Source organism: Streptosporangium oxazolinicum, assembly GCF_039537505.1.
GTDB classification, from domain to species: domain Bacteria; phylum Actinomycetota; class Actinomycetes; order Streptosporangiales; family Streptosporangiaceae; genus Streptosporangium; species Streptosporangium oxazolinicum.
On record NZ_BAABAQ010000007.1, the window covers coordinates 300,972 to 317,774 of the forward strand.

General features: G+C 73.1%; 14 protein-coding genes and 1 riboswitch. Of the genes, 4 read left to right on the forward strand and 10 right to left on the reverse strand.

The window, feature by feature from the left end; genetic code table 11:
• The first annotated feature begins 12 nt into the window (after positions 1 to 12).
• Positions 13 to 804 carry a cobalt-precorrin-6A reductase gene (locus ABD817_RS20885; RefSeq protein WP_344919714.1) on the forward strand — a complete coding sequence of 264 codons (792 nt, stop codon included), beginning with the start codon at positions 13 to 15 and terminating at the stop codon, positions 802 to 804.
• A gap of 146 nt (positions 805 to 950) precedes the next feature.
• Here ABD817_RS20885 and ABD817_RS20890 read toward each other — a convergent pair whose 3' ends face one another.
• Genes ABD817_RS20890 through ABD817_RS20900 form a run of 3 tightly spaced genes read right to left on the reverse strand, consistent with a single transcriptional unit; the run spans position 951 to position 4,635 of the window.
• On the reverse strand, positions 951 to 2,468 hold the full coding sequence (locus tag ABD817_RS20890; RefSeq protein ID WP_344919827.1) for a precorrin-2 C(20)-methyltransferase: 1,518 nt from the start codon (positions 2,466 to 2,468) through the stop codon (positions 951 to 953).
• A gap of 8 nt (positions 2,469 to 2,476) precedes the next feature.
• Positions 2,477 to 3,103, reverse strand: a complete 627-nt coding sequence (locus tag ABD817_RS20895) for a precorrin-8X methylmutase (protein WP_344919715.1) — start codon at positions 3,101 to 3,103, stop codon at positions 2,477 to 2,479.
• Positions 3,100 to 4,635, reverse strand: coding sequence for a precorrin-3B synthase (locus ABD817_RS20900; RefSeq protein WP_344919716.1), 1,536 nt, complete (start codon positions 4,633 to 4,635; stop codon positions 3,100 to 3,102). Before ABD817_RS20900 ends, ABD817_RS20895 begins: the two co-directional genes overlap by 4 nt.
• A gap of 46 nt (positions 4,636 to 4,681) precedes the next feature.
• Positions 4,682 to 4,854: riboswitch (cobalamin riboswitch) on the forward strand.
• A gap of 163 nt (positions 4,855 to 5,017) precedes the next feature.
• Here ABD817_RS20900 and cobN point away from each other — a divergent pair.
• Positions 5,018 to 8,758 (forward strand): cobaltochelatase subunit CobN, encoded by a 3,741-nt coding sequence (cobN, locus tag ABD817_RS20905; RefSeq protein ID WP_425583393.1) that lies wholly within the window; start codon positions 5,018 to 5,020, stop codon positions 8,756 to 8,758.
• 33 nt (positions 8,759 to 8,791) lie between these two features.
• Here cobN and ABD817_RS20910 read toward each other — a convergent pair whose 3' ends face one another.
• From ABD817_RS20910 to ABD817_RS20925, 4 genes are all read right to left on the reverse strand, one after another.
• Complete coding sequence (locus ABD817_RS20910; RefSeq protein WP_344919718.1) at positions 8,792 to 9,103, reverse strand: hypothetical protein; 312 nt, start codon at positions 9,101 to 9,103, stop codon at positions 8,792 to 8,794.
• Positions 9,104 to 9,344: 241 nt separating this feature from the next.
• Positions 9,345 to 11,183, reverse strand: coding sequence for a glycoside hydrolase family 15 protein (locus ABD817_RS20915; protein WP_344919719.1), 1,839 nt, complete (start codon positions 11,181 to 11,183; stop codon positions 9,345 to 9,347).
• Between the two features lie 193 nt (positions 11,184 to 11,376).
• On the reverse strand, positions 11,377 to 12,330 hold the full coding sequence (locus ABD817_RS20920; RefSeq protein ID WP_344919720.1) for a siderophore-interacting protein: 954 nt from the start codon (positions 12,328 to 12,330) through the stop codon (positions 11,377 to 11,379).
• Between the two features lie 128 nt (positions 12,331 to 12,458).
• Complete coding sequence (locus ABD817_RS20925) at positions 12,459 to 13,502, reverse strand: CHAP domain-containing protein (protein WP_344919721.1); 1,044 nt, start codon at positions 13,500 to 13,502, stop codon at positions 12,459 to 12,461.
• A gap of 421 nt (positions 13,503 to 13,923) precedes the next feature.
• On the opposite strand from ABD817_RS20925, the gene ABD817_RS20930 reads away from it, so the two are divergent.
• On the forward strand, positions 13,924 to 14,373 hold the full coding sequence (locus ABD817_RS20930) for a hypothetical protein (RefSeq protein ID WP_344919722.1): 450 nt from the start codon (positions 13,924 to 13,926) through the stop codon (positions 14,371 to 14,373).
• Positions 14,374 to 14,397: 24 nt separating this feature from the next.
• On the opposite strand, the gene speB is transcribed toward ABD817_RS20930, so the two are convergent.
• The 3 genes from speB to ABD817_RS20945 all read right to left on the reverse strand — a co-directional run bounded on the left by speB (position 14,398) and on the right by ABD817_RS20945 (position 16,312).
• Positions 14,398 to 15,423 carry an agmatinase gene (gene speB, locus ABD817_RS20935; protein ID WP_344919723.1) on the reverse strand — a complete coding sequence of 342 codons (1,026 nt, stop codon included), beginning with the start codon at positions 15,421 to 15,423 and terminating at the stop codon, positions 14,398 to 14,400.
• Complete coding sequence (locus ABD817_RS20940) at positions 15,420 to 15,545, reverse strand: hypothetical protein (RefSeq protein WP_344919724.1); 126 nt, start codon at positions 15,543 to 15,545, stop codon at positions 15,420 to 15,422. Before ABD817_RS20940 ends, speB begins: the two co-directional genes overlap by 4 nt.
• 599 nt (positions 15,546 to 16,144) lie before the next feature.
• A complete protein-coding gene (locus ABD817_RS20945; protein ID WP_344919725.1) occupies positions 16,145 to 16,312 on the reverse strand; it encodes a DUF3073 domain-containing protein in 168 nt (55 codons plus the stop codon).
• A 295-nt stretch (positions 16,313 to 16,607) separates the two neighbouring features.
• Between ABD817_RS20945 and ABD817_RS20950 the strand changes: the two genes are divergently transcribed.
• A complete protein-coding gene (locus ABD817_RS20950) occupies positions 16,608 to 16,802 on the forward strand; it encodes a hypothetical protein (protein WP_344919726.1) in 195 nt (64 codons plus the stop codon).
• Position 16,803: the final 1 nt, after the last annotated feature.

Sequence of the window (16,803 nt, forward strand, 5' to 3'; positions counted from 1 at the left end):
CGAGGTGACGGTGTGCCGAACACGCCGAACGCGCCGAACACGTTGAACGTCCTGATACTGGGCGGCACCGACGAGGCCAGGCGGCTCGCCGCCGCGCTCGCCGACCGCCCGCGGACGCGCGTGGTGTCCTCGCTGGCGGGCCGGGTACGCGACCCGAAGCTGCCGGTGGGGGAGGTGCGCGAGGGGGGTTTCGGCGGCCCCGGCGGGCTCGCGGCGTGGTTGGCGGAGCACGGCGTCCACGCCGTCGTGGACGCCACGCACCCGTTCGCGGCCAGGATGACCGCCTCGGCGGTCGAGGCGGCGGCCCGCACCGGCCTGCCGCTGCTGATCCTGCGGCGGCCCGGCTGGCGGGCGGCTCCCGGCGACGACTGGCGCTGGGTGCCCTCCCTGGAGGCCGCCGCCGAGCTGCTGCCCTCGCTGGGGGAGCGGGTGTTCCTCACCACGGGACGCCGCAGCCTGCCGGTCTTCGCCGGACTCGACGGCCAGTGGTTCCTGGCCCGCTCGGTGGACATGCCGGGACCGCTCGTCCCGCGACGCCTGGAGGTGCTGCTCAGCCGGGGGCCGTTCACGGTGGACGGGGAGCTGGCGCTGATGCGCGAGCACCGGGTGCAGGTGCTGGTCACCAAGGACAGCGGCGGTGAGATGACCACCGCGAAGCTACTGGCCGCCCGCGAGCTGGGGCTGCCGGTCGTGATCGTACGCCGTCCGCCCCCGCCCGAGGGGGTGGCCTCGGTGGAGACCGTCGAGGCCGCGCTCGCCTGGCTGGAGACCGTGACCGGCCCCGGCGGGCGGGAACCGGCTTGAGCCGCCGGAGCCGGTCGCCACGACGGTCCCGCGACGGGGGATCGAACGACACGCCGGCTCATTCACCCGCCGCCGGTGTCGTGGAAACCTCCCGGAGTAGCCCTCCTCCACCTTTGCCGCCGTGCTCGCGCGGTCGGCCCGGCGGGTCACGCGGGGTAGCGGCGGGGGGTGAACACCACCCGGCCGCCGTCACCCCGCTCGGCCACCCGCGTGGTGGAGGAGCCCACCAGCAGCAGGCAGCGCATGTCGACCGTGTCGGGGTCCAGGTCACCGAGGGTGGTGACGGTCATGCTCTCCCGGGGCCCGCCGACGTCGCGGCCGACGACTACGGGGGTCTCCGGCGCCCGGTGCTCCAGCAGCAGGTCCCGCGCGGCGGCCACCTGCCAGGTACGGCTCTTCGATGCCGGGTTGTAGATCGCCAGGACGAGGTCGGCCTTCGCCGCGGCGCCGATCCGTTCGGCGACCACCTCCCAGGGCTTGAGCAGGTCCGACAGCGACAGCACGCAGTAGTCGTGGCCGAGGGGCGCACCGGCCCTGCTGGCCACCGCGTGCGCCGCGGTCAGGCCGGGCAGCACCCGTACCGGCACGTCCGCGAACCTCGGCTCGCACGCCACCTCCAGCACCGCGCTGGCCATCGCGAACACCCCGGGGTCGCCCGAGGAGACCACGGCCACCCTCGACCCGGCCGCGGCCAGCTCCAGCGCGTGCGCGGCCCGTTCGGCCTCCACCCGGTTGTCGGTGGGGTGGCGGCGCTGGCGCGGGTTGGGCGGGACGCGGTCCAGGTAGGGGCCGTACCCGACGAGCTCGTCGACACCGGCCAGCGCCTCCTGCGCCTCCGGGGTCAGCCACGGCCGCCCGGCGGGGCCGAGCCCCACCACGACCACCTCGCCGCGCGCGCTCACGTCACCTGGTGTCCCGGTTTCGGCGGCGGGCGCGGGACTCGCCGCGTTGACGGGGCTCGGGACGAGCGCCAGCGAGAAGTACGGGACGCTGCCGGGGTCGACCTCGGCGAGGGGGGCGATGCGCTGCTGCCCGGTGGTGGCGCGCTCGACGTACCACGCCTCGTCGAGCCGCCCGGCCTCGGCGAGCGCGTCGCGGACCTTGGTGAACGTACGGCCGAGTTTCAGCACCGCCGCCGAGTCGGTGGCCGCCAGGCGCTCGGCGAGCACCTCGGCCGGGAGCGTCCCCGGCAGCACGGTCAGGACCTCGTCCCGCTCGACCAGCGGGCGCCCCAGGACCGCCGAGGCGCCGCTCACCGACGTCACCCCCGGCACGACCTCGGTGACGTAGCGGTGCGACAGGCGCTTGTGCATGTGCATGTACGAGCCGTAGAAGAGCGGGTCGCCCTCGCACAGCACCACGACGTCGCGCCCGGCGTCCAGATGGGCCGCGAGCCGCACCGCGCAGGCGGCGTAGAAGTCGTCGATCGCCCCCTGGTAGCCGCCCGGGTGGTCGGTGGTCTCGGTGGTGAGCGGGTAGATGAGCGCCTCCTCGACCTGCCCCTCCCGCAGGTAGGGGGCGGCCACCGAGCGGGCGATGCTCCGGCCGTGGCGGGCACTGTGGAAGGCGATCACGTCCGCCTGGCCGATCAGGCGGGCGGCCTTGACGGTCACCAGTTCGGGGTCGCCGGGTCCGAGCCCCACGCCCCACAGCCGTCCGGTCACGTCGTCGCTCACTCTTCCTCACTCGCCATCGCGTTAACCGCGGCGGCGGTCATCGCGCTTCCGCCCCGGCGTCCGTTCACGACCAGGTACTCAAGGTTCGCCGGGTGCTCGGCGAGGGCCTGCTTGGACTCGGCGGCGCCGATGAAGCCGACCGGGACGCCGAGTACGGCGGCCGGGCGGCCCGCGCCCTCCTCGACCATCTCCAGCAGCCGGAACAGCGCGGTCGGCGCGTTGCCGATCGCGACCACCGAGCCCTGAAGCCTGTCGCGCCACAGCTCCAGCGCGGCGGCGCTGCGGGTGGTGCCCAGCTCCGCGGCGAGTTCCGGCACCCGGGGGTCGCCGAGGGTGCAGACCACCTCGTTGCCCGCGGGGAGACGGCGCCGGGTCACCCCGGAGGCGACCATCTGCGCGTCGCAGAGCACCGGGGCGCCCGCGAGGAGCGCCTCGCGCGCCGAGGCCACGACACCGGGCGACCAGCGCAGATCGCTCACCAGGTCGACCATCCCGCAGGCATGGATCATGCGGACCGCGACCCGGGCGACGTCGGCGGGCAGGCCGTCCAGGTCGGCCTCCGCGCGGATGGTGGCGAAGGAGCGGCGGTAGATCTCCGCGCCGTCGCGGACGTAGTCGATCACAGTTCCCCTCTGGCGGCCGCCACCGCGGCCGCGGTCTCCTCGATGCCGGAGCAGGTCAGGCCGGTGCCGTCCAGTTCCAGGCGGTAGCCGTCGCCGGTGGCGACCACGTCCGCGACCCGCCCCCTCGGGCGACCGCAGCGCCTGGCGCAGCCCGCCCAGTGCACGGGGAGCGTATCGGTGCCCGGCCCGCTCCCGGACGGCGGGGCCACCGGCGGCCCGCTTCCGGAAGAGTCGCTTCCGGACGGAGGGACCGTGGATGGCAGGGCCACGGATGGTGGTGGCAGGGACGGCGGCGGGGTCAGGCCGATGGCGGTGGCCGCGTCGGCCTGGACGTCGGCCAGGGACTTGGCGCAGCCGGGGCGGCCGGTGCAGGCCGTCACGCCGACCCACAGGGAGGCGGGGTCGACGACCAGCCCGGCGGCCTCCAGCCGGGCCGCCGTGCCCGCGACCTCGGCGCGCTCCAGGCCGGGCAGGACCACGCCCCGCCACGGCGTGAGCCGGATCTCCCCGCCGGAGGCGACGTCCGCGAGCAGCCGGGCCGACGCGGAGGTCAACCGCCCCAGCGGGACCGCCACCCCGAGCGCGACCCGCGCGTCTCCTCCCTCGCCTCCCTCGACACCGACTTCGACTCCGGGTTCGGTCATGCCCGCGCTCCCGATGACCCCGACAGGGCCGAGCGTCACGACCCGGAGGCTCACCGGTTCGAAGGGGGCCGTGCCGGGGATCCCCAGGGCGGTTCGCACGCGGGCGGCGATCAGGGAGGGGCCGTCGGGGAGTTCGGCGATCCGCCAGGCGGTGACGTCCCGGGTGGTCAGCTCGTCGAGGAACGCCCCGGCGGCGGCGAGCAGGGCGGTCACGGCTCCGTCCAGCGGGACGCGCAGACCGGTGTCGGTTCCGGCGAGGATCAGCGCGACCTCGTCCGGCCCCGTCGGCAGGATCCCGGCGTCCGCCCCCAGACCGGCCACGTCCCCCCGGCCGTCGTCGAGGGCGAACATGAACCGCCCCGGCAGGGCGGCGAGGGCGGGCCGGGCGCACAGCCGCCGGTCCAGCTCGCCGATGAGCGGGGTGACGTCGACGATCGGGCCGCCGCCCGGACGGCCCGGATGACCCCGGTGCTCCGCACCGCCCGGACCGTACGCATCGGTCGGCCCGGCACGCCCCACGAGCCCGGTCAGCTCCGCGAGCCCGGTCAGCCCGGTCAGCGGGGAGGCGAGGATGTTGCGGATCCGCTCGTGCGTCGCCGAGGGCAGCAGGCCCGCCCCCGCCATCCGGGCGGCGAACCCGCCGCCCGCACCGCCGTCCGGATTCTCCGGGCCGAGGCCGCGCACCTGGACGTTCGCGCGGGAGGTCAGCTCGATGACACCGCCGCCGTACGCGGAGGCGGCGTCGGCGAGCTCGCGCAGCTGGGAGGGGGTGAGGCGGCCTCCGGGCACGCGGACGCGGGCCAGGCCGCCGTCCGCGGCGGCGTGGACCTGGAGAGCCCCGGGACACGCGTCGAGTCGTGATCGTCCGGAAAAGTCGGCAATGGACACTCAGAGGATGTTAACGCCAGTTTCTTGCATCGAACCGGACTGCCGTAGTGTCATCGGTGGCGACGGCAAAGGGAGGAAGCCGGTGTGATTCCGGCGCGGTCCCGCCACTGTAACCGGGGAGCGAACCCCACCCGGGCCACTGTCCGACGACGGACGGGAAGGCCGGGGTGAGCACCGATCCGGGAGCCAGGAGACTCCAGCCGTCGCGGCCGACGACGACCCGGGGCGAGGACCCCGAGGGAGGAAGCTCCGTGCGCTTTTCGCCGTTCCCCCGCCGTACCGCGACATCGCGGTTCCCCCGTCACATCGTGGCATCGCCGTTTCCCCGCCACGCCGTGGCACCCCTGGGCCGTACCGCCCTGCCTCTCCTGGAGTGTGGCGCGTGATCCTCCTGCTCTCGACCTCCGACACCGACCTGCTGAGCGCCCGCGCGAGCGGCTCCGGCTACCGCCTCGGCAACCCCGCCAGGCTCGCCGCCACCGACCTCCCGCCGCTGCTGGAGGACGTCGACCTGGTCGTGGTCCGCCTGCTCGGCGGGCGCCGCGCCTGGGAGGAGGGCCTGGACGCCCTGCTCGCCGGACCCAGGCCCGTCGTCGTCCTCGGCGGCGAGCAGGCGCCGGACGCCGAGCTGATGGAGCTGTCCACCGTGCCCGGCGGGGTCTGCGCCGAGGCGCACGCCTACCTCGCCCACGGCGGCCCGGCCAACCTGACCGAGCTGCACCACTTCCTGTCCGACACGCTGCTGCTCACCGGCCACGGGTTCGCCGCGCCCGAGCCCACCCCCACCTGGGGGACGCTGGAGCGCGAGGCCCGCGACCAGGACGGCCCCGTCGTCGGGGTGCTCTACTACCGGGCCCACCACGTGGCGGGGAACACCGCCTTCGTCGAGGCGCTCTGCTCGGCGATCGAGGACGCGGGGGCGCGGGCGCTGCCGGTGTACTGCGCCTCCCTGCGCACCGCCGAGTCCGGCCTGCTGGAGGTCCTGCGTACGGTGGACGCGCTGGTGGTGACCGTGCTCGCCGCGGGCGGCACCCGCCCGGCGACCGCGTCGGCGGGCGGGGACGACGAGGCGTGGGACGTCGGCGCGCTCGCCGAGCTGGACGTGCCGATCCTGCAGGGCCTGTGCCTGACGAGCAGCCGGGCCTCCTGGGAGGAGAACGACGACGGCCTGTCCCCGCTGGACGCCGCCACCCAGGTGGCGATCCCCGAGTTCGACGGGCGGATCATCACGGTGCCGTTCTCCTTCAAGGAGATCGACGAGGACGGGCTCACCGTCTACGTGGCCGACCCCGAGCGGGCCTCGCGGGTGGCGGGTATCGCGGTGCGCCACGCCGCGCTGCGGCACATCCCGCCCGCAGAGCGGCGGCTGGTGCTGATGCTGTCGGCCTACCCCACCAAGCACGCCCGCATCGGCAACGCCGTCGGCCTGGACACCCCGGCCAGCCTGGTGCGACTGCTGGCCGCGCTCCGCGAGCGCGGGTACGACATCGGCGCCGAGGACGAGCTGCCCGGGGTGACCGCGCAGGACGGCGACGCGCTCATCCACGCGCTGATCGCCGCGGGCGGGCAGGACCAGGACTGGCTCACCGAGGAGCAACTCGCCGGGAATCCGGTGCGCATCGCGGCGAGCCGGTACGCCGAGTGGTACGCCACCCTTCCTGCGGACCTGCGCGCCCGGATGGAGGAGCACTGGGGCCCGGCGCCCGGCGAGCTGTTCGTGGACAGGTCGCGCGACCCGGAGGGCGAGATCGTGCTGGCCGCGCTGCGCTCCGGCAACGTGACGGTGATGGTGCAGCCGCCGCGCGGCTTCGGCGAGAACCCCATCGCGATCTACCACGACCCCGACCTGCCGCCCAGTCACCACTACCTGGCCGCCTACCGCTGGCTGGCCGACGGCTTCGGCGCGCACGCCGTGGTCCACGTGGGCAAGCACGGCAACCTGGAATGGCTGCCCGGCAAGTCCGCGGGCCTGTCGGCCTCCTGCGGCCCGGACGCCGCGCTCGGCGACCTGCCGCTCATCTACCCGTTCCTCGTCAACGACCCCGGCGAGGGCACCCAGGCCAAGCGCCGCGCCCACGCCACCCTGGTCGACCACCTCGTCCCGCCGATGGCCCGCGCCGACAGCTACGGGGACATGGCCAGGCTGGAGCAGCTCCTCGACGAGCACGCCTCCATCGCGGCGATGGACCCGGCCAAGCTGCCCGCGATCCGCGCCCAGATCTGGACGCTCATCCAGGCCGCCAGGCTCGACCACGACCTCGGCGTCGCCGACCGCCCGCACGACGCCGAGTTCGACGACTTCCTGCTGCACATCGACGGCTGGCTGTGCGAGGTCAAGGACGTCCAGATCCGCGACGGCCTGCACGTGCTGGGGGTCGCTCCCGAGGGGCAGCCGCGCGTCGACCTGGTGCTGGCCATGCTCCGCGCCCGGCAGATGTGGGCGGGCGGCGAGGCGCTCGTCGGCCTGCGCGAGGCCCTGGGCCTGGCCGAGGACGGCAGCGCGGGACGGATCGGCGTCGACGAGGCCGAGACCCTGGCGCGCGCCCTGGTCGAGGCGATGGAGCACCGCGACTGGGACCCGTCGGCGGCGGGGGAGGTGGCCGCCGAGGTCCTGGGCCGGGCGACCGCCGGGGCTGCGGGCGCTGGCACGACCGGTGCGACCGGTTCGGGTAACGGGCCCGGTTCAACCGGTACGACTGGTCAGGGCGGCGGTCCCGGCACGGGTGGCCCGGCGGGATCGGCCGACGCGTCCGGCGTTCCCGGCGCGGACGCCGGGACGGTGGAGCGCATCCTGCGGTTCGCCGCCGTCGAGGTCGTGCCCCGGCTGGCGCGTACCACCGACGAGATCGGCGCGATCCTGCACGCCCTCGACGGCGGCTACGTCCCGGCCGGGCCGAGCGGGTCGCCGCTGCGCGGGCTGATCAACGTGCTGCCCACCGGCCGCAACTTCTACTCGGTCGACCCCAAGGCCGTGCCGAGCAGGCTGGCGTGGGAGACCGGCCAGGCGATGGCCGAGTCCCTGCTGGAGCGCTACCGCGCCGACACCGGCGACTGGCCGCGCTCGGTCGGGCTGTCGGTCTGGGGGACCAGCGCCATGCGCACCGCCGGGGACGACGTCGCCGAGGTGCTGGCGCTGCTCGGCGTGCGGCCGGTCTGGGACGAGGCCTCGCGCCGCGTCACCGGCCTGGAGCCCATCCCCGCCGCCGAGCTGGGTCGCCCGCGCGTGGACGTCACCGTCAGGATCAGCGGCTTCTTCCGTGACGCCTTCCCGCACGTGGTGGCGATGCTGGACGACGCCGTACGGCTCGCGGCCGGGCTGGAGGAGCCCGAGGAGCTCAACTACGTGCGGGCGCACGTGCTCGCCGACCAGGCGACCCACGGCGACGAGCGCAGGGCCACCATGCGGATCTTCGGCTCGCGGCCGGGCGCCTACGGGGCCGGGCTGCTGCCGCTGATCGACAGCCGCAACTGGCGAGACGACGCCGACCTGGCCGAGGTTTACGCGGTCTGGGGCGGCTTCGCCTACGGCCGGGGCGTCGACGGCGTCCCCGCCAGGCAGGACATGGAGACGGCCTACCGCAGGATCGCCGTGGCGGCCAAGAACGTCGACACCCGCGAGCACGACATCGCCGACTCCGACGACTACTTCCAGTACCACGGCGGCATGATCGCCACCGTCCGGGCGCTCACCGGCAAGGCACCGGCCGCCTACATCGGCGACAGCACCAGGCCGGACGCGGTCCGCACCCGGACGCTTTCCGAGGAGACATCCAGGATCTTCCGTGCCCGGGTGGTCAACCCCCGCTGGCTGGCCGCGATGCGCAGGCACGGCTACAAGGGCGCCTTCGAGCTGGCCGCCACCGTCGACTACCTGTTTGGCTACGACGCCACCACCGGCGTCGTCGCCGACTGGATGTACGACAAACTGGCCGCGACCTACGTGCTGGACCCGGAGAACCAGGCGTTCATGGCCCGGTCCAACCCGTGGGCACTGCACGGCATCGCCGAGCGGCTGCTGGAGGCGGCCAACCGGGGCATGTGGGAGCACCCCGACCCCGCCATCCTGCGCGACCTCCAGGAGGTCTACCTCAAGTCCGAGGGAGACCTGGAGGACGGCGCCTGACCCGAGGCCCCACCCGCTCCGGCGGCCGGCCCACTACGAAGAAGGCGATCGCTGCGTCTTCTTGGCCGCCTTCAGGCGTCTGCTCATGAGGAAGACGAAGAGAAGGGCGAACGTCGGACTCATGAAGAGCGTGTAGATGACGGCGCCCCGCCAGTCGAAGGCGACGTCCCCCGATTCGGAACCGAGGGGGCCGAGCCATACGGAGAGGAATCCTGCCAGGACACCCGCGACAACACCTGCCGCGAGACCGAGAAGACCCGCTCGCCACAAAGCACGTCGGGGATCCTTGATGTCGATGATGCCGAGAAGGCCGTATCGCCATAAACGAGATCGGCGATCTGTCATGTCAATCCCCTTCGCCCCCGAAGTAATCGGGCCCCGTTGTGGTCGTGCTGCTGGGGTCTTCTCTATCCGGCTGGGATGATCGAAAACGTTCTGGGTGGATATCCGCTGATTGAGCCCGCCGTATTGAGCCGACGGCACCAGGCGCCGGTCCTGTCGAGGTCCACCCACGGGTAGAGGTGGCCGTCCGGGTCCGCCGGCCGCCAGGCGTGGAACGTCCTCGGGCAGGGGGCGCGGGGGCTCCTCAGCCCAGGGCGTGGTCGAGGTTGAACGCCGCGCTGATCAGTGCGAGGTGGGTGAAGGCCTGCGGGAAGTTACCGAGCTGCTCGCCGGTCTGCCCGATCTCCTCGGCGTACAGGCCGAGGTGGTTGGCGTACGTGAGCATCTTCTCGAACGCCAGCCGTGCCTCGTCCAGGCGCCCGGCGCGGGTGAGCCCCTCGACGTACCAGAACGAGCAGATCGAGAACGTGCCGTCCTCCCCGCGCAGCCCGTCCGGGCTGACCGCGGGGTCGTAGCGGTAGACCAGCGAGTCGGACACCAGGTTCGCGCCGAGCGCGTCGAGGGTGGAGAGCCACTTCGGGTCGGTGGGGGAGACGAACTTCGCCATCGGCATCATCAGCACCGAGGAGTCGAGGACGTCGTCGTCGAAGTGCTGGACGAACGCCCGCAGCTCCTCCGACCAGCCGTGCCGCATGATCTGCCGGTAGATCGCGTCGCGGGCCAGCTGCCAGCGCGGGGTGTCGGCGGGCAGCCCGCGGTGGGCGGCCATCCGCATGGCCCGTTCGATCGCCACCCAGCACATCAGCCGCGAGTAGACGAAGTCCTTGCGCCCGCCGCGCGTCTCCCACACGCCCTCGTCGGGCTGGTCCCAGTTGTCGCAGACCCAGTCGACCAGGAGGTGGACGTCGTCCCAGAGGGCGCTGGAGATCGGCTGGTGCCACTTGTCGTAGAGGTAGACGGAGTCGAGGAGGGCGCCGTAGATGTCCAGCTGGAGCTGGTCCACGGCGGCGTTCCCGACGCGTACCGGGGCCGAGCCCTGGTAGCCCTCGAGGTGGGACAGCTCGATCTCGGGCAGCTCGGTGCGCCCGTCGATGCCGTACATGATCTGCAGGGGACCGGAGGCGCCGCCGCCGTCGCGGCTGACGTGTTTGGACAGGAAGCCCATGAACGCCTCGGCCTCCTCGCCGAAGCCCAGCCGCAGCAGCGCGTACACGCAGAACGCCGAGTCGCGGATCCAGACGTAGCGGTAGTCCCAGTTGCGCTCCCCGCCGACCTGCTCGGGCAGGCTGGTCGTCGCGGCGGCCACGATCCCGCCGGTCGGCGCGTACGTGAGGAGCTTCAGCGTCAGCGCGGACCGGTGGACCATCTCCCGCCACCGGCCCCGGTAGCGTGACGAGGACAGCCAGTGGCGCCAGTACGCCACGGTCGCGGCGAACTCCTGCTCGGCCTCCTCGATCGGGCACGAGCGCAGCGCCACGTCGTCGCCGAACCTGTCGAGGGCGAACACCGCGCACTCGCCCTCGCTGAGTTTGAACTCCGAGCGCACGTCCTGGCCGTCCGCCTCCAGGGTGACGCTGGAGAACAGGGTGAGGGACAGCGACGGCGACTCGAAGACCGCCCGGTCCCGGTGCATGCTCAGGACGTGGGCCTGCCTGCCGTAGTCGAACCTCGGCGCCACCCGCGCCCGGAACGACAGCGCCCCTCGGACGCACCTCACCCGCCGGATCAGCCGGTGCCTGGCGCCGTCGCGCGTGTCGCCGACGATCGGCATGAAGTCCTGGACCTCACCCACCCCGTCGGCGGCGGAGAAGCGGGTGATCAGTACGTTGGTGTCGGGGAAGTAGAACTGCCTGGTCCTGGCCGGGGCGTCCGCGCGCAGCTCGAACGACCCGCCCCGCTCCGCGTCCAGGATCGAGCCGAACACGCTGGGCGCGTCGAAGCGCGGGCAGCAGTACCAGACGATGGTGCCGCCGGTGTCCACCAGCGCCACGGTGTGCAGGTCGCCGATGAGCCCGTGGTCGGCGATGGGCCGGTATCCGGGGGCGCCCGCCGGGTCCTGACGAGCGGATTCCGCTGCTGTCATGCTGGCCTTCTCACGTCGCGAGCAGGGCACCTTACGCCCTCAAGCTATGTGTCCGGGGCGCCTGTCCGGTTCTGTCCCGCGTCAAGGAGTCGGCAGGTTTTCCGCCGCCGGAGGCAAAGGCCACCCGGCGGCGGCAGCGTCATCGGGGGTCATCGGGGGTCATCGGGGTCGTCCGGGGGCCGGTGCCGCCCGTTCAGTCGCTCTCCGAGCGTCCCAGCCGCCAGTAGCCCATGAAGGCCACCGAGGAGCGGTCGACGCCCACCTCCTGCACCAGGTGGCGGCGCAGCAGTTTGACCATGCCCGCCTCGCCCGCCAGCCAGGCGTACAGGCCGCCGCCCCCTGAGGACTCCGAGGACTCGGGGGACTCGGGGACCTCCCAGAGGATCTCCTCGTCGACGTCGACGTCCTCCAGCGGGCTCGCGGCGCCGGTGTCGGCGGGAGCGGCGGTGAGCCCGGCCAGGACGTCGCGTACGGCCGGGACGAGCAGGTCGCCGTGGCGGGCCCCCTCGCGGGGCAGCCAGGTGACCTCCACGCCCGGACGGACGTCGAGCGCGAGCGCGTCGGCGGCCTCGGGGACCTCCAGCAGCGCGGTGGCGCGCACGGAGCCGGAGAGCGACTCGACGATCGTGGCGATGGCGGGCACGGCCGTCTCGTCCCCGGCCAGCAGCAGGTGCGACGCCCCGGCGGGCGGGGCCCACTCCTGGCCGCCGATGAAGCCGGGATAGGCGGCGTTGGGGCCGACCACCACGACCTGGTCACCGGGGGAGACGCGGGTCGCCCACCGGGAGGCGGGGCCGGTCTCGCCGTGCAGGACGAAGTCGATGTCGACTTCGCGCAGCTCGGGCCGCACGGCCCGCGCGGTGTAGGTGCGGATCGGGTTGCGCAGCTCGTCGGGGAGCGCCCGCCACCGCTGGTACCAGTCGTCGCCCCTGCCCAGGGGGGTGATGCTGCCGTCCGGCAGCGGGAAGATCACCTTGATCCGCTGGTCGAGGCCCTTGTCGGCGAAGTCGGCCAGCTCCTCGCCGCCGAAGGTGACCCGGAGGAAGTTCGGGCTGAGCCGCACCGTCCGCACGACCTGCGCTTGGTGGCCGCGGTAGGCCGGAACCTCCGCCGCGCGCTCAAGGGTCTGCTCGCCGCCCGCTGTCATCGTGCCGCCTTCGCTGGGGGAATGCCGTCCCCAGCAACTTAGCTTTGCCTAACCTTATTAGGCAACCCGCCGTCGCCGCCCGATCCCGGCCGATCCCGTACGGCCCGGCGCGTCCTGGCCGGGACCGGTCACGCGGCCCGCGCCTCCTCGCCCTCGCGCGTCTCCGGCGCGCCGCGCCGCGCCGTCGCCCCGAGGTCCGTTTCGTCGGTCCGCGCGCCGGTACGGCCGGGGGTCCCGGTGACGACGGCGCGCTTCGGGAGGCCCGCGCGGTACGGCTCGCACGCCCAGCTCGGCCTGCTCACGCGGAGCGTCTCGCGCATCCGGGGCGCGGGCCTGTCCGGCACGCCCGGCTGGGACGGCTGGGACGGCTCGGCCTGGGGGAGCGTCGTCCAGGCCGGGGGCGTCTGCGCGCGGGGGAGCGTCTCCGAGACCGGATACGCCATGCCGGTCCACAGGTCGGCCCGTTCCCGACGCCCGCCCCTCCTGCGGTGCCGTCCCGCCGAGACGCGGGGACGCAGCCGGGACAGGACGAACGTCGTGCCGAGGATGAAGGTGAGCAGTCCGGCGATCGCCGCGGTCTCCATGGAGACCGGGAGCGTTCCAGGCGCGCTGGGCGGGGTCGTCGCGCCCGGGGCGAGCGCCGGGCGGACCTCGATCCGCCCGGCCACCGGCGGGGCGGCCTCCTCCTTGCCCGGGACGGCCGTGAGCTTCTCCTTGACCTTGCGCGGCAGCCCGTAGCCGACGACCTTGCTCTGGTCGCGGGTTTTGCGCTTCAGCCAGACCCGGTCGACGTTTCCCTCGATGGTGTGGATCGTTCCACCGTTCACACTCTCCACGATGCCGACGTGGTCGATGCCCTTGATGTCCTTGCCGCCGGACCAGTCGAAGAAGACCAGGGCCCCCGGCTCCGGCGTCCGTGTCCACGCGTCGTTGGTCTCGAACCAGCGGGCCTGCGACGGGGTCCAGGCGAACTGCCCGACGTACTCCCGCACGCCCGCCTTCTCCGCCGCCCAGGCGATGAACATCGCGCACCAGGGGGCCGTTTTGTACTGCGGGTCCTGGGCGACGTTGACCGCGTACCACTCGCCGAACTTGCTGTGCTGGCCGGACCCCTCCCGGTACCCGATCTCGGGCTTGATGGTGCTGAGCAGATCGTCACCGATCGGATCCATGGCTGTGAGCCACCCCGTCCACTCTCCTCCGCCCTTCCGAGAAGGGGGCGCCGTCCGACAAAGCTGGACTGTATTCGTAGAAAAATGGAGAAGTGAGGCTATTTGCATAAAAAGCCAAACTGGGAGGCTGTTGAATACCGGATTCGACGAAAGGCGGGAAACGTGTCCCCGCAGCGCCTACCATCGTCCGGCCGCCCGCCTCGTTCCCGGCGCGTGCGCCGTCCCGCGAGGTCCGGGGGCGCCGGGGGCATATCTCACCTCACCCCGTGCTCACGGGTCACAGCGGTACGCGTCCTGCCCATCGGGGCCCATCGGGTCGAATAGCATGTGATCGCACGTGCGCGACAGGCGCGGGTGCCGACGCCGAGGCCCTGCCTCCCGGTCCGGCGACAACGGGGACGTGAAGGCGGAGTGGGTTTCCATGTTCGACGACAAGACGCAGGAGACCCTCCGCCGCCTCCTGGACCTCGCCGAGCATCCCGCGACCCCGCAGGCCGAGCGCGCCCTGGCCGTCGCGCGGGTCCGGGCCCTCATCATGGTGCCCGAGGGGGACGCCCGCCGGGCACCGGTCACCCCGGCGATGGAGGCGGGGATCCTCAGCAGGGTCAGGCCGCTCGCCCACCGGGTCGAGGAGGACCTGGTGGACGAGGTGCACGGCGACCTCTACGCTTTCAGCACCCGCTACCGGGTGATCGGCGAGCTCGCCGAGGAGATCGCCCTCCTGCTCGAACGCTGGAGCGCCGTCGTCCCGCAGAAGCGCCACCGCCACGAGGAGGCCGTCAGGACCGCCGCCTCGAAGCTCGTCTACCTGCTGGAGCGCCGCGACCTGTTCCGCAAACCCCGGTGGGGCAACCGCCCGAGAACCCGGTAGGCCCAGGACGATCGGGCGGGCGGGTCAGCGGTCCGGGCGCTCGGCGAGCAGCGGCAGCAGCGGGTTCCACGCGGTCCCGTCCCGGGCGTCGCGCCGCCGCCGGGCGATGGCGCTCAACGCCTCCAGGACCACCCGGTTGGCCAGCGCGGCGGTGATGTCGGCGTGGTCGTAGGGCGGGCTGACCTCCACGACGTCGACGCCGACGACCGGCAGCTCCAGGCAGATACGCCGTACGGAGTCCAGGAGCTGGCGCGCGGTGATGCCGCCGGGCTCCGGGGTTCCGGTGCCCGGCGCGTGTCCCGGGTCGCACACGTCGATGTCGACGGACAGGAAGACGCCGTCGCACTCGTCGACGGCGATGGCGAAGGCCTCGGTCAGGCACTCCTCCAGGCCGCGGTGCACGATCTCGGTCATCTCGTACGAGCGCATCGCCCGTTCCGCCATCCAGTCCAGCGTCTCCGGCGGCGGCCAGTAGCCGCGCAGGCCGACCTGCAGGAACCGGTCGCCGCGCAGCGCCCCCGACTCGATGAGCCTGCGCATCGGCTGCCCGTGCCCCCACAGCGAGCCGAACTCGATGTCGCCGGTGTCCGCGTGGGCATCGAAGTGGATCATGGAGATCCGGCCGTGCCCGAGGACGTTGGCGACCCCCTTGGCGTCGGGGAAGGCGATCGAGTGGTCACCGCCCAGGACCACCGGGATGGCCCCCGAGCGGGCGACCTTCTCGACAGCCGCCTCCAGGGCGGCCAGCGACGCCAGGATGTCGCCGGGCGGCATCTCGACGTCGCCCGCGTCCAGGACGCGCAGGTCGCGCAGCCCGTCGGTGCGCAGCGCCAGGCTGGGGCGCGTCCCGTCGTGCGGCAGGTAGTCGGTCATCCGGATCGCCTGCGGCCCGAAGCGCGCGCCGGGCCGGTGCGAGGTGCCGCCGTCGAACGGCGCCCCCACGATCACGACGTCGGCGCCCGCGTAGCTCGCGGGCTCGTCCAGTGAGCACCGCTCGACGCCGAGGAAGGTGATGTCGGGCCCGAACTGGGCCCCGTAGCGGTTCGTCACTGCTCCTCCGGCTCCCGCGGCGGGAAGGTCCCGGCCCGCGCGTGCCACGGCCCGTCGCCGCCGGGCACGGCTCGCGGGATGGCCTCGGCCGCCCGCCAGGAGATCGTCGTCGGGAACTCCACCCGGTCAGGTCCATTCGACCAGCCAGCATAACCATACAGGTCAGGACATGTGCTGACTCGTGGTGCGGCTCGGCGGGGGCGGGCGCAGAACCGGTGAACCCGATGAGCCCGGTGACTCCGTGAGGGTGAAGGACGGATGGTGGCCGTGGCCCGGGGAGACTTTCCGCCCGCGCGAGGCACGACCTCGCGCGATCCGGCGATTCGTCCCGGGGCCACGGCGTGTGAACTGGCAGATCCCGGGTGCCCGGCGGGGGAAGGGAAGCCGGTCACCATGGGATGAGTGGGACCCGCCAGAGCTCTCCGTCGACGCGCTGACCGGGAATGCGCGACCGCCGCGCCGCGGTACGCACAACCGTGACGGTAAGCAGCCCTGGGCGGGTGCCTCAATGATGTTGCCGGATGTTGCGTGGAATTCGCCGCCGGGCGGCGGACGCCGCCACGGGCGTTCGCCGGCCGATCGGCGTGCCGCCGATCGATACGCCGGGGGACCCTCGCGGGCCGGGACCGCGCGACCGGGGTCGCGAGGCCACGCGAGGGCACGGAGCCGGTTTCCTCCGGCGCCACGGCGGCCGGGCGGGGTTCACGCCCCGCCCGAGGTGTCACCTGCCGGTCTGCTCACCGGTGGGGTTGTCGGCCTCGCTCTCCGGCGCGGGATCGTCACCGGCGCCAAGCTCCTTGCGCAACCGGTCAAGATCCATGCTGTGGCTGCTGTACTTCAGCTCGCGAGCAACCTTCGTCTGCTTAGCCTTGGCTCGGCCCCGTCCCATTGGCTGTACTCCCTTGCGCAGGCCGTGCTCGGCCTCTCGTCACTGTCGCATCGCCGGCTGGCGCGCTCTGACGCCGCAGGTCAGCCTGCGGTAGCCGTACCAAGTATCCCGCTGCGCGGTCGATCCGTCATCGATCGGGCTCGAACCGGCCGTGGGCCCTGTTGGAAAACGGCCTTCGCCATCATAGCCAACGTCATTACGATTTGAAGAATTATGCAATTTGCCACATCATGAGGAACGGTGTGCCGATAAACCAGACGCCGGGGAGCGACCTGATCCACGGGAGGTGGGGGACATGAGCGAGTTCGCGGCGGAGCTACGAGCACGCATCGCCGATGTCGACGGCGAGCTGGAGCTCATGCGCCAGGCCTCGGACGATCACGCGGTCGAGGTCCTGTCCGGGCGGCTGGACAACCTGCTGCGCATCGCCGGCCAGCACGGTGTCGACGTACGACACGCCGGTGGCGGGCCTGCCGCCGGAGCTGTGTGAT

Bases quoted from the DNA above. Each gene is read 5' to 3' on its own strand.
- ABD817_RS20920 (WP_344919720.1), bottom strand. From the start codon at position 12,330: ATGACAGCGGGCGGCGAGCAGACCCTTGAGCGCGCGGCGGAGGTTCCG.
- ABD817_RS20925 (WP_344919721.1), bottom strand. From the start codon at position 13,502: ATGGATCCGATCGGTGACGATCTGCTCAGCACCATCAAGCCCGAGATC.
- ABD817_RS20930 (WP_344919722.1), top strand. From the start codon at position 13,924: ATGTTCGACGACAAGACGCAGGAGACCCTCCGCCGCCTCCTGGACCTC.
- ABD817_RS20915 (WP_344919719.1), bottom strand. From the start codon at position 11,183: ATGACAGCAGCGGAATCCGCTCGTCAGGACCCGGCGGGCGCCCCCGGA.
- ABD817_RS20910 (WP_344919718.1), bottom strand. From the start codon at position 9,103: ATGACAGATCGCCGATCTCGTTTATGGCGATACGGCCTTCTCGGCATC.
- ABD817_RS20945 (WP_344919725.1), bottom strand. From the start codon at position 16,312: ATGGGACGGGGCCGAGCCAAGGCTAAGCAGACGAAGGTTGCTCGCGAG.
- ABD817_RS20950 (WP_344919726.1), top strand. From the start codon at position 16,608: ATGAGCGAGTTCGCGGCGGAGCTACGAGCACGCATCGCCGATGTCGAC.